Raw genomic sequence first — 12,961 nt, forward strand, 5'->3', positions numbered from 1 at the left:
CCTCCCTATGCCTTCTCGACTTTCACCAGGAACGACTTGAACTCGGGGGTCTGCGAATTGCCGTCGCCAACGATCGGCGTCAGCGTATTCGCGAGGAACCCGGGTTTGGCCACCCCCTTGAAGCCCCAGTGAATCGGAATGCCCACATGGTGAATCGTCTTGCCGTCCACCTTGAGCGCCCGAATGCGTTTGGTCACAACAGCCTTGGCCTTGATGAAGCCCCGGTTGGACGACACCTTGACCGTGTCGCCCGCCACAATGCCGATTTCCTTCGCGAGCGCTTCGCCGATCTCGACGAACTGCTCCGGCTGGATGATCGAATTGAGCAACGCGTGCTTGGTCCAGTAGTGGAAATGCTCGGTCAGACGATACGTCGTCGCCACGTACGGGAATTTATCCACGGTCCCCATGGTTGCCAGATCGTCAGGGAACACGCGTGCGCCCGGATTACTGGTGGCCTTGGGTTGCTTCGGATGCAGCGGGTTGTAACCCAACGGGGTCTCGAACGGCTCGTAATGCTCGGGGAACGGCCCTTCGGCCATGCCCGCCTTCGCGAAGAAGCGCGCTACGCCTTCGGGGTTCATGATGAACGGGCTCATGCCGCCCGCCGGATCCTCGTCGACCTTGAAGTCGGGTACGTCCGCCCCCGTCCAGGCCTTGCCGTTCCACCACACCAGCTTGTGCTTCGGATTGAACGGCTTGCCGGTCAGGTCGGCCGATGCCCGGTTGTACAGAATCCGACGGTTCGCCGGCCACGCCCACGCCCAGTTCAGGGTCTGACCGATGCCGGTCGGATCGCTGTTGTCGCGGCGTGCCATCTGGTTACCCGCCTGGGTCCACGCACCGGCGAAGATCCAGCACCCGGAGGACGTACTGCCGTCGTCCTTGAGTTCCGCGAAGCCGGACAATTGCTCGCCCGCCTTGCGCGTAACCTTGGTCGGGTCCTTCGGATCGACGATGTCCTTAAGCGCGCGCCCGTTGTATTCCTTGGCGATTTCCTCGGGCGACGGGCTCTCCGGCTGGGCATACGGCCACGACAGATTGACGATCGGATCGGGATATTTGCCGCCCTGCGTCTTGTACATCTCGCGCAGGCGCAGGAACAGCCCCGTCATGATCTCAATGTCGGTGCGCGCCTCGCCCGGCGGCTCGGCCCCCTTCCAGTGCCATTGCAACCAGCGGCCCGAGTTGACCAGCGCGCCGTCTTCTTCGGCGAAGCAGGTCGTCGGCAGGCGGAACACCTCTGTCTGAATCTTGCTGGAGTCAACGTTGTTGTGCTCGCCAAAATTCTTCCAGAACTCCGATGTCTCGGTCGCCAGCGGGTCCATCACCACGAGGAACTTGAGCTTGGCAAGCGCCTGATCCCATTTGAACTTGCCCGGCGCGGCCGCGAGCGGATTGAACCCCTGCGCGATATAGCCGGTCATCTTCCCCTGGTTCATCAACTCGAGCACTTGCAGCAAGTCATACGGCTTGTCGAGCTTGGGCAGATAGTCGTAGCCCCAGTTGTTCTCGGCAGTCGCCGCATCGCCCCACCACGCTTTCATCAGGCTCACGTAGAACTTCGGATAGTTCTGCCAGTAGCTGAGCTGGTTCGGGCGCAACGGCTTTTGCGTGCGGGCCGTCAGATATTGTTCGACGCTCTGCTCGGCCTGCTTCGGCAACGACATATAGCCCGGCAACAGGTCGGTCATCAACCCCAGATCGGTCAGGCCCTGGATGTTGGAGTGACCGCGCAGCGCGTTCATGCCGCCGCCCGCCACGCCGATGTTGCCCAGCAGCAATTGCACCATCGCGCCGGTGCGAATCATCTGCGAGCCGATGGAGTGCTGCGTCCAGCCCAGCGCATACATGATGGTCATGGTGCGCGTAGGCGTCGAACACTCGGCGATCTGCTTGAAGATGTACTCGACCTTGTCAGCCGGGGTACCGCACACCCGCTCGACCATTTCGATCGTATAGCGCGAGTAATGCTGCTTCATCAGTTGGAAGACCGTACGCGGGTGTTGCAGCGTCGGGTCGGTCAGCACGTAGCCGTCGGCCCCCTTCTGGTAGTCCCACGAACTGCGGTCGTAAGTGCGCTTCTCGGCGTTGTAGCCCGAGTAGATGCCGTCCTCGAACGTGAACTCGTCTTTCACCAGGAAGGTGAAATCGGTATAGTTCTTGACGTATTCGTGCTGAATCTTGTCGTTCGTGAGCAGGTAGTTGATCAACCCGCCGAGAAAGACGATATCCGTGCCGGTACGAATCGGGGCGTAATAGTCCGCGACCGATGCCGAACGGTTGAAGCGCGGGTCAACGACGATCAGGCGCGCCTTGTTGTGCGCCTTCGCCTCGGTCACCCATTTGAAACCGCACGGGTGTGCCTCGGCAGCGTTGCCGCCCATGATGAGCACCAGATCCGCGTTCTTGATGTCGACCCAATGGTTCGTCATCGCTCCACGGCCAAACGTCGGGGCAAGACCTGCCACCGTCGGGCCGTGTCAGACACGTGCCTGGTTATCGAATCCCAGCATCCCGGTACTGCGGATGACTTTGTGCGTGAGATAGCCGACTTCGTTGCTCGATGCCGACGCCGCCAGCATGCCGGTGGTCGTCCAGCGGTTGACCGTGAGGCCGTCGTCGGTCTTCTCGACGAAATTCGCGTCGCGGTCGGCCTTCATCAGCTTGGCGATGCGATCGAGCGCGTCGTCCCAGGAGATGCGTTCCCACTTATCCGAGCCCGGCTTGCGGTACTCGGGGTAAAGCAGGCGGTTCGGGCTGTGGATGAAGTCGATCAGACTGGCACCCTTCGGGCACAACGTGCCGCGGTTGACCGGGTGATCGGGATCGCCTTCGATATGGAAAACGCTCTTCTTCGCGTTCTTGGCACCGTCGCCGTAGCTGTACATGAGAATGCCGCAAGCGACGGAACAGTACGGGCAGGTATTACGGGTTTCGGTCGCTCGTGCGAGCTTGAACTGGCGGACTTCCGCCAGCGCCGCGTCGGGCGCGAACCCGAGCATTGCCAGGCTGGACCCTGCCAGCGTTGCGCCACTTACTTTGAGAAACTGGCGCCTGGACATGTTTAGCATGGGGAATTCTCCTCAAATCTTTTGAATCTGTGCGGGAGTTTGTCGAGTATAGAGCAAACAAGCCATGTTTTCCGTGACTTAGCACAAATCGTGCCGCATCATGCGTTGTGCCTGCCCAAGAGGGAACTTCCTTGTCAATTTGGTATTCTGAGCGTCACTTTAGTCGCGCCCCCCGGTAATGGATACATTGCCCCCAGAAGATGACGTGACGAACCTGATCGCCTGTCCGAACTGCGACACGCTGCACCGTCGCCTGGACTTGCCGCCTCGGGAGACCGCACGCTGCGTGCGCTGCCACTCGGTGCTTTACCGCGCACCCGATCTGCGCCTGTCGCGCGTGCTCGCGCTCACCCTGACGTGTCTGATCGTGTTCGCCATCGCGAATGCCTTCCCGATTGTCGAGATTGAGGTGCAGGGCATCTATACGGAAACGACTCTCGTGGGCGCCGCCTGGGCGCTGTATCGCGAAGGCATGTGGCTCGTCGCCCTGCTGGTCTTCGCCACGACCGTGCTGTTTCCCCTGTCGCAACTGCTTGCACTGGTGCATCTCATTGGCCCGCTTTCGATGGGACGGCGCCCTTACGCGGTCTTTCAGGTGATGCGGGCCATCGAGTTCTGCCGCCCGTGGGGCATGATCGAAGTCTTCATGCTGGGCGTACTGGTTTCGCTGGTCAAACTCTCGGCCATGGCCAGCGTGCTGCCGGGCATTGCGCTGTGGGCGTTCGGCGCGCTTACCATGCTGCTGGCGCTGGTGCTGTCGTATGACCTGCGCAACCTCTGGATCGTGATCGACCGCACGCCCGATCCGAATGCGCCGAATGCGCCCGACGCCGCACGTCATCGCACGGTGCAACGATGAAATACCTCTCCGCCAAAGACGCAGGGCTCGTGGCATGCAGCGCATGCGGACGGCTCTCGCGCGAAGTCAGGACACTCGAAAAAGAGCGCTGCCCGCGGTGCGGCGCCGTGCTGCACCAGCGCAAGGTCGATAGCCTTGCCCGCACCTGGGCCTTGCTGATCGCCGCCGCGATCCTGTACATTCCGGCCAACCTGCTGCCCATGATGCAGACGCGCTCGCTGCTCGGAAACTCCAGCGACACCATCATGAGCGGGGTGATCTATTTCTGGACGAGCGGAGAGTACGATCTGGCCATCGTCGTCTTCACCGCGAGCATTCTCGTCCCGATGCTCAAGCTCATTGCGCTGTCGCTGCTGTGCTTTACCGCGCAGCGGGGCACGGGCTGGAAACCGCATCAACGCACCAAGCTGTACCACATGATCGAGTTCATCGGCCGCTGGTCGATGCTCGATGTCTTCGTCGTCGCGCTGATGGTGGCGCTCGTGAACATTCAATCGCTGGCCGTAATTCAGGCCGGTCCGGGCATCGTGGCCTTCGGCTCGGTGGTCGTGCTCACGATGTTGGCCTCCATGCAGTTCGACCCCCGCCTGATCTGGGATCAGATTCGAGACGACGATACCGAACAGGACGATCATGACTGACCCGAAAGATACCCAAGACCCGAAGGCAGCACCGCCCCCTGGCGCCAACGAGTTGCCCACCCCGGCCATCGAACCGCGCAAACGCTGGGCGCCGTCGCTCGTCTGGCTGATTCCGCTGGTGGCCGCGCTCATTGGCCTGTCCCTCGTTGCCAAGGTGCTCATCGAGCGCGGGCCGAGCGTCGTCATCGACTTCAAGTCGGCCGAAGGCGTCGAAGCCGGAAAAACCAAGGTCAAGTACAAGGACGTCGACATCGGCACGGTCAAGAGTATCGAGCTGTCCGACGACCTGTCGCATGTGCGTGTAACCGTCGACCTCACGAAAAACGCGAAGAAGTTCGCCGTCAAGGATTCGCGCTGGTGGATCGTGCGCCCGCGTGTGGCAGGCGGCAGCGTCTCCGGTCTCTCGACGCTGCTCTCCGGGGCCTACATTGGCGCCGACGCCGGCAAGTCGGGCGACACCGCGAACCATTTCGTCGGACTGGAAGTGCCCCCGGTTGTCTCCACCGGCCAGCCCGGCAAGCCGTTCATTCTGCACGCCGCCGACATCGGCTCGCTCGATATCGGTTCGCCGATCTACTACCGCCGGATTCAGGTCGGGCAGGTCGAGGCCTACTCACTCGACCCTGACGGCAAAGGCGTGACACTACGCGTGTTCGTGCAAGCCCCCTACGATCAGTATGTGGGCTCCAACACCCGCTTCTGGCATGCGAGTGGTATCGACCTGCGGCTCGACTCGAGCGGCTTCCAGGTCAACACGCAGTCGCTGGCCTCGGTGGTCATTGGCGGCATCGCCTTCCAGGCCCCGGGCGACTCGGGCGCTGGCGTGATGGCCAAGCCGGGGCAGGAATTCAGTCTGGCGCCGGACGAAACCACGGCCATGAAGCCGCCCGACACGCATCCGATCACGGTCGTGTTCCGCTTCCAGCAATCGTTGCGCGGTCTGGCCGTGGGCGCGCCGGTCGACTTCCGGGGCATTACGCTGGGTGAGGTGACGTCGATCGGCGTGGAATTCGATCGGGCGACCAAACAGATCAGCATGCCGGTGACGGTACTGGTCTATCCGGACCGACTGCGCCGCCGGGATCCGAACAACAGCATCGAGCCCGGTGCGGAGGCCCGCCGTCAGATTCTGGACTTGCTCGTGGCGCGCGGCCTGCGTGGTCAGTTGCGCACCGGCAATCTGCTGACCGGCCAGTTGTACGTGGCGCTCGACTTCTTCCCGAACGCGAAGCCGGCGAAAGCCGAGCGTGTCGACGACGTGCTGCTCCTGCCGACCTTGCCCAACACGCTCGACCAGTTGCAGCTTCAGATCGCTGACATCGCAAGCAAGCTCGACAAGATTCCGTTCGACAGCATCGGACAGAGCCTCGACTCTTCGCTGCGCAAACTCGACAAGACGCTCGACAGCGCGCAGGGCCTGTTCCGCCAGCTCGACGGCGAGATCGCGCCCGAAGCCAAGGCGACGTTGGGCGAGGCGAAGAAGAGTTTCGGCGCCGCCGAGCGCACGCTTTCCGAAGACGCACCGGTGCAACAGGACGTTCGTCAGGCCATGCAGGAACTCACCAAGACCCTGCGTTCGCTCAACACGCTCGCCGACTATTTGCAGCAGCACCCCGAAGCGCTGCTGCGCGGCAAACCGAAGGACCCGCAACCATGATGAGGCCCACCGAGATGACCCGCAGCCCGCGCCGCCTTGCGACGCCGACGGCCCGCGCCGCACTGGCAGTCCTCGCCTTGACGCTTGCGAGCTGTGCGTCACCGCCGTCGAGTTTCTACACGCTGACGGACGCCGCCGGCACTGCCCCCTCGGGCAGCGCCACCACCGGCGCCAACGCTCCGGCAACCCCTTACGCCATTGAAGTCTCGCCAGTAGCCGTGCCCGAGCAGGTCGACCGTCCCCAAATCGTCGTCACGCGCGGCGGCGGGCGTGTCGATATTCTCGAGGAATCGCGCTGGGCCGCGCCGCTCAAGAACGAGTTGACGTCGGCGATCTCCCGCGACCTCACGCAGCGCCTCGGCGCCATGGACGTTTATGGGCTACCGCGTGCCGATGGGCTCACCGTGTACCGGGTGTCGACGTCGGTGCAGCGCTTCGAGTCCTCGCCGGGCGAACAGGCTGCACTCACTGCGGTCTGGAGCGTTCGCCGCGTGCCCGGCGATATCGTGCTGACCTGCCGCTTTGCCGGCACGGAGCCTGCCTCGGGTGGCGTAGCCGAGGTCGTTGCCGCCCAGCGCAAGCTCGTCGACCGTCTGGCAGACGGCATCGGCAACGCCATTGCCATCAGCGCACAGGGCGCCACCCCACGCTGCCAGGGCTGAGCCCGGCTTTTTTCGCCCCCCCAAGTTCCGACGGAACGGCCGGTCTTGTCCCGAAAGAAAGACCGGCCCGTCGTCTCCGCACACGCCCCCGCCAGCCTCGATCTCCGCGCCGGATGCGCCACCTCATACGCCGTCCGGCAAAAATGCGATAGGTCAGGAAAATCCCGATGCGCCTCACACCCATTACGGATTGCGCAATCGATTACGGGATGTTTAAGATATTCGAGACCGAGCGGCATCAGCGATCCGAGAGAGATCGCTGTCGACGAGGTCTCATCATTCGAATATTGGAGACAAGACATGCCCAGCCTTTCCGGCCACTTGCGCCGTACGATCGCCGTCGCGGCTTCCGTTGCATTCACCGCACTTGGCGCCGTCCCCACTCATGCCGCCCCCGCCACCATTTCGGATGGCGTAGTGAAGATTGGCGTGCTGACCGACCTGTCCGGGGTATCGAGCGACAACGCAGGCAAAGGCAGCGTGCTTGCCGCCACCATGGCGATCGACGACTTCTCGCACGATCACAAAGTGCTGGGCGCACCGATCGAATTGATCTCCGCCGACTCGCAGGGCAAGACCGATACCGGCGCCACCATTGCCCGCGAGTGGTACGACCGGGGCAAGGTCGACATGATTACCGATCTCACGTTTTCGAACGTCGCCCTTGCAGTCGATCGCATCGCCGACGAAAAGAAGAAGATCGCGCTCGTGACCGGCGCGGGGTCGTCCGCCATCAGCAACGAGCAGTGCACGGCGCACAGCGTGCAATGGATGTACGACACCTATGCGCTCGCGAATTCGACCTCGCAGGCGCTGCTGCGTCGCGGTCTCAAGTCGTGGTACTTCATCACCGCCGACTACGCCTTCGGTCAGGCGCTGGAGAAGGACGCCAGCGACATTCTCACGCGCCAGGGCGGCAAAGTCGTGGGTTCGGTGAAGCACCCGGTGAACTCGCCCGATATGTCGTCGTATCTGCTGCGTGCACAGACATCCGGCGCACAGGTCATTGCGCTGGCGAACTCAGGCACGGACACCCTCAACACCGTCAAGCAGGCGTCGCAGTTCAACATGATCCAGGGTGGCAAGCAGGTCTTCACGCCGTTGCTGTCGCTGATCACGGAAGTACACGGCATGGGACTGAAGAACGCGCAAGGCATGGTCCTCACCAATGGCTTTTATTGGGATCAGGACGAGCGCTCGCGAGCCTTTGCGCAGCGCTTCTATGCACAGCACAAGAAGATGCCGACGATGATGCAGGCCGCCGTATATTCGGCAGTACTCAATTATCTGAAGGCTGTACAGGCGGCCGGCACCGATGAAGCCGACGCCGTGATGGCCAAACTCAAGTCGATGAAGATCGACGATCCGGTGATTCGCAGCGGTCAGATTCGGGCCGACGGCAAGCTGGTGCACGACATGCTGCTGGTGCAAGTCAAGACACCGGCCGAGTCGAAATCGGAATGGGATCTGTACAAGATCATGGAAACGATTCCGGCCGACAAGGCGTTCGCCCCGCTGGCCGAATCGAAGTGCGCGCTGGTGAAAAAGTAAGCGGCGCCTAGCGTTTGAAATCGGTGGCGGACGCGGGCGGCGTCTCGCCATCACCGGTTGCCGTGCCCGCCGCCGGGTCTTCCACGCGACGAAATACGAGCGCCGAGGCCAGCGTGATCAGGCCAACGCACACGAACGTCATGCGAAAGCCCGCCACGGTACCGCCGACCCCCACCTCCCCCGCCTGTCCGGCCAGATGACCGAACAGCGCCAGCAACTGGCCCCCGATGGTCACGCCCAGCCCCAGCGCCAGCATCTGTGCCATCGAGAACAAGCCGTTCCCCGCGCTGGCACGACGCATGCCGAGGTCCTTGAGCGTCACGCTGTTCATCGCGGCGAACTGCATCGAGTTCGCGCCGCCGAACACGGCCAGTTGCACCAACCCCAGCCACATCGGCCAGCCGGGCCCGAAGAGCGCGAAACTCGCGATCGAACCGCCAACGATCGCCGTGTTGACCATCAGAAAGCGCGTGTAACCGTGACGCTGCACCAGCGGCGTGACCATGCGCTTGACGACCACCCCCGCGAGCGCGACCGGCAGCATCATCAGCCCCGAGGCGAGCGGACGGTAACCCATGGCCACCTGAAGCAGCAGCGGCAGCAGAAACGGCACCGCGCTGCTGCCGATCCGGGCGATGAGATTGCCCAACAAGCCGAGACTGAAGCTGCGCGTGGCGAAGAGTTCAAGCGGAAACAGCGGGGCGGCATGGCGCCGGGCATACGGCCAGTACCCCAGGGTCGTGACAACGCAAAGCAGCGCCAGCCCCACGGACACGCCCCATCCCGTATCGGAGAACGGGTGATCGAGCGCAAGCGTGAACGACACCATTGCGACCGACAGCAAGGCGAAGCCGATCCAGTCGAAACCGGTGTCGATGACCTCGTCCTTGGTGGGACGCGGCAGGTAGTGCCGCACAGCCAGACTGCCGATCACGCCGATAGGTACGTTGATGAGAAAGATCCAGTGCCACGAAGCGACTTGCACGAGCCAGCCACCGAGTACCGGTCCGATCATCGGGCCGACTTGTCCCGCAATCGACACGAAGGCGAGCGCCGCCAGATATTCTCCCGCGGGGAACGTGCGCAGCACGGCGAGACGCCCGATCGGCAGCAGCATCGAGCCACCGGCGCCCTGCAAGACCCGCGCGAGCACCAATTGCGGCAACGTGTGCGCCATCGCACAGAATATCGAGCCGAGGACGAACAACAGAATCGCCACGAAATAGACGCGGCGCGTGCCGAACCGGTCTGCCAGCCAGCCCGACGCCGGTGTCAGCATGGCCATCGTGAGCGAGTACGACACCACTACCGGCTGCATGCGCAGCGGGTTTTCGCCAAGGCTTGCCGCCATCGCAGGCAAGGCCGTGTTGACGATGGTTGTGTCGAGCGCCTGCATGAAAAAGCCCGCCGCGACAATCCATAGCAGGGCGGTGAGTGTCTTATCTTGCTTCATGCGGCGCGTTGACGAGGCACAACAGCAAGTCATGCCCCGGAGAAGAATTAAGCGAAAGCAGAATTCTAGCGCGCTTCGGATACGCGCATCGATGGCCTTTCGTCAGGCGTCGACGAGCGTGCCCTTCCCTTTGGCTCTGTTTGGCTCCCTCTGGCTCTCTTGCGCCAATTCAGGCGGTGGTATTGACGCGCGTGCCAGTGGCCTTGGTCGGATCCATCAGCGCTTGGATCTGAGCTTGAATCGACATGGCCTCGGATGACAGTACCGTCGTTTGCTGGAGTTTCTCCTCGGGCGGTAGCGCGTTGTTGTTGCGCACAGCCTCCAGTTGCGCCATGACCTTGGCGAGCATCTGTTTGAGTTTCTCGATGGTCTGCGACACGATCGGGCTGACGCCACCGGCGCCCGATGCGCCGTCGGCGCTGTCCGCACTCCCCGAACTACCCGCGTTCCCCGTGATTGCCCGGCCAGCGCGCTTGGCGGTCTCGCTGACATCGCGCAGGTCGGCGACACGCTGGGTGTCGATATTGAGCGAAACCGAGCCATTGCCGCCAGCGCTAGCGCCGGCGCCGTCGCTGTTGGCGGTAGCCGTGGATTTCGCCGTCGACCCCGGCACGACTGCGCTCGTGCCCGCGGGCGCATTGCTCGACGGCGTCGAACCGGCCGACGCCTGCGCCTTGTTCGCCTGCTGTTGCTGGATATGGGCTTGCCAGACGTCGAGCATGCTCGACGTGGCACGGCTCGTGACGGAGACGATGGCCATGGAGAGTTGGACCCCGAAGAAAATGGAAAGTAAGGATATGAAAGGAATTACGGCAGCTTTCGTGAAATCCTTAGCTGTCCTTCGTGTCTGGCCCCGTTTCCGCCTTGCGTGCCGACGGGGACGCAAGATGCCCGCATCCGCCTCTTGCGTCCCCGATGCCACTTGCCTGTTTCAGGTGAAACGCCGGACGGCGTCCGCCTTAGCGTCCGCTCACATCGCGCGCGAGGCGCGTCAGGCTCTGACCGTGCGATAGCCCACGTGCTCGAAGCGGGCTTCGTCTTCGGCAGCACGTTCGTCTGCGGCATTATCAGCACGATCGTCGTCGGCGAGCGCTTCAAGGCGTATCGCAGCGTGCACCAGCGCGATATGCGAGAACGCCTGAGGGAAGTTGCCGACCTGACGTTCGTGGTGAGTGTCGTACTCCTCCGCCAGCAGACCAACGTCGTTGCGCAGCGACAGCAACCGCTCGAACAGCTTTCGGGCGTCAGCCTGACGGCCGATCATCACCAGACAATCGACCATCCAGAAGCTGCACGCCAGGAACGCCCCCTCGCCGGCCGGCAACCCGTCGTCGACACGGCTCGTGCGATAGCGCTGCACCAACCCGTCGCGCATGAGTTCGCGCTCGACCGCTTCGATCGTGCCGATCACGCGCGGATCGTCCGCCGGCAAGAAACCCACCAGCGGAATCATCAGCACGCTCGCGTCCATTTCCGGCGAACCGTAGGCTTGCATGAACGCATTGCGCTCCTTGTCGAAGCCGTGCTTGCAGACGTCTGCATGGATCTCCTTGCACAGGCTGCGCCAGTGATCGATCGGCCCCGGCAACCCGAAACGCTCGGCCGACTTGATCGCCCGGTCGAACGCCACCCAGGCCATCACCTTCGAATAGGTGAAGTGCTGCCGCCCGCCGCGCACTTCCCAGATCCCCTCGTCCGGTTTGCGCCAGACAGTCTCGAGATGGGCCACCAGCTTCGTCTGCACCTCCCAGGTGGCGTCGTCTGGTTCCAGACCGCCCAGACGCGCCTGATGCAAGGCGTCCATCACCTCGCCATAGACATCGAGCTGCAATTGTCCGACGGCACCGTTGCCCACACGCACAGGCTTTGCGCCCTCATAACCCGGCAGCCAGTCGACTTCCCACTCGGGAAGACGCCGCTCTCCCGAGAGTCCATACATGATCTGCACCTGCGACGGCGCCCCCGCCACGGCCCGCACCAGCCAATGGCTCCAGTCGCTCGCTTCGGTGTAGTACCCGCCGAGCATGAGCGCCTGCAAAGTGAGCGTGGCGTCTCTCAACCAGCAATAACGATAGTCCCAGTTACGTTCGCCACCGAGTTGTTCCGGCAGCGATGTGGTCGGCGCGGCCACCACGCCGCCCGTCGGCACGAAGGTGAGTGCTTTGAGCACGATCAGCGAGCGGCGAATCGCCTCAGCCCAGCGGCCGTCGAGCTGACAGCGGTTGGCCCATGTACGCCAGTAGCGCTCGGTATCGGTCAGCGCGGCCAGCGGATCGATCTCACGCGGATCGGCGTGATGCGACGCCACGCGAGAGAGTACGAACGGCACGGTCTCGCCGGCCTTCACGTCGAACCGCGCGCGCAGACTGCCCGGTACATCTTGAATCTCGACCGGCGTACGCACGACCACCTTGTCGGGCCCGGCAATGAGCCGCATGCCGGGACCGGTCGGATCGTCGCTGTCAAGCACGCGCGCCCACGGCACCGACGCCCCATAGTCGAATCGTAGAATCAGTTCCATCGACATCGAAACGTTGCCGTGAATGCCCTTGACCAGTCGCACCAGATCGGCCGCACCGTCGCGCAGCGGCATGAAATCGATCACGGCAACGCAGCCTTCCACCGTCTCGAAGCGGGTCTCGAGAATCAGCGTGTCGTCGTGGTAGCGGCGCGTACTGGTCGCGCGGGGATCGTCGGGAGCGAGCTTCCATCGGCCGTGCTCGGGGCCGCCGAGGAGCGCAGCGAAACAGGCGGGAGAATCGAAATAGGGCCAGCAGAGCCAGTCGATCGAGCCGTCGCGCGCCACCAGCGCGGCGCTGCGGCAGTCGCCAATCATTGCGTAATCTTCAATACGTGCCGGCATGCTCACCTCGCGAGAAGGGGAGGAACGGTGCCCCCGGTTGCAGCCGGGCATACGGGGGATGCGCGCGAGACGCGTGAGATGTGGGGTACGCGAGCGCGTGAAGCCCTATGGTACGCGCGTCGCCGGCACACGGCCATCGGGCAAATGGCGGGACGTAATTGTTGCTGACATTACTGCTGGTATGACTGCCGGTATGACTCC

9 protein-coding genes are annotated in these 12,961 nt (G+C 63.1%); 5 read left to right on the forward strand and 4 right to left on the reverse strand.

Annotated features, from left to right (window positions below):
* Positions 1–5: 5 nt before the first annotated feature.
* Positions 6–3,074 (reverse strand): formate dehydrogenase-N subunit alpha, encoded by a 3,069-nt coding sequence (gene fdnG / locus AT395_RS17195; RefSeq protein ID WP_146110276.1) that lies wholly within the window; start codon positions 3,072–3,074, stop codon positions 6–8.
* A gap of 205 nt (positions 3,075–3,279) precedes the next feature.
* Here fdnG and AT395_RS17205 point away from each other — a divergent pair, with 205 nt between their 5' ends.
* From AT395_RS17205 to AT395_RS17225, 5 genes are all read left to right on the forward strand, one after another.
* Positions 3,280–3,933 carry a paraquat-inducible protein A gene (locus AT395_RS17205; RefSeq protein WP_231586202.1) on the forward strand — a complete coding sequence of 218 codons (654 nt, stop codon included), beginning with the start codon at positions 3,280–3,282 and terminating at the stop codon, positions 3,931–3,933.
* A complete protein-coding gene (locus tag AT395_RS17210) occupies positions 3,930–4,574 on the forward strand; it encodes a paraquat-inducible protein A (RefSeq protein ID WP_048629859.1) in 645 nt (214 codons plus the stop codon). The genes AT395_RS17205 and AT395_RS17210 overlap by 4 nt, the downstream gene beginning before the upstream one ends.
* The gene (locus AT395_RS17215; protein ID WP_048629860.1) at positions 4,567–6,231 is read left to right on the forward strand and encodes a PqiB family protein; all 1,665 of its coding nucleotides are present in this window, start codon (positions 4,567–4,569) and stop codon (positions 6,229–6,231) included. Before AT395_RS17210 ends, AT395_RS17215 begins: the two co-directional genes overlap by 8 nt.
* Entirely contained in the window at positions 6,228–6,893 is a 666-nt protein-coding gene (locus AT395_RS17220) for a PqiC family protein (protein ID WP_048629861.1), read from the forward strand. Before AT395_RS17215 ends, AT395_RS17220 begins: the two co-directional genes overlap by 4 nt.
* Before the next feature lie 300 nt (positions 6,894–7,193).
* Positions 7,194–8,444: an ABC transporter substrate-binding protein gene (locus AT395_RS17225; RefSeq protein WP_048629862.1), complete on the forward strand. Its 1,251-nt coding sequence runs from the start codon at positions 7,194–7,196 to the stop codon at positions 8,442–8,444.
* 7 nt (positions 8,445–8,451) lie between these two features.
* On the opposite strand, the gene mdtD is transcribed toward AT395_RS17225, so the two are convergent.
* The 3 genes from mdtD to AT395_RS17245 form a co-directional block, all read right to left on the reverse strand.
* Positions 8,452–9,897 (reverse strand): multidrug transporter subunit MdtD, encoded by a 1,446-nt coding sequence (gene mdtD / locus AT395_RS17230; RefSeq protein ID WP_058375223.1) that lies wholly within the window; start codon positions 9,895–9,897, stop codon positions 8,452–8,454.
* 169 nt (positions 9,898–10,066) lie between these two features.
* Positions 10,067–10,657, reverse strand: coding sequence for a hypothetical protein (locus tag AT395_RS17235; RefSeq protein WP_042115186.1), 591 nt, complete (start codon positions 10,655–10,657; stop codon positions 10,067–10,069).
* Positions 10,658–10,888: 231 nt separating this feature from the next.
* Positions 10,889–12,760 carry a glycoside hydrolase family 15 protein gene (locus tag AT395_RS17245; RefSeq protein ID WP_048629027.1) on the reverse strand — a complete coding sequence of 624 codons (1,872 nt, stop codon included), beginning with the start codon at positions 12,758–12,760 and terminating at the stop codon, positions 10,889–10,891.
* Positions 12,761–12,961 lie beyond the last annotated feature (201 nt).

Source organism: Pandoraea apista, assembly GCF_001465595.2.
Classification (GTDB): Bacteria; Pseudomonadota; Gammaproteobacteria; order Burkholderiales; family Burkholderiaceae; genus Pandoraea; species Pandoraea apista.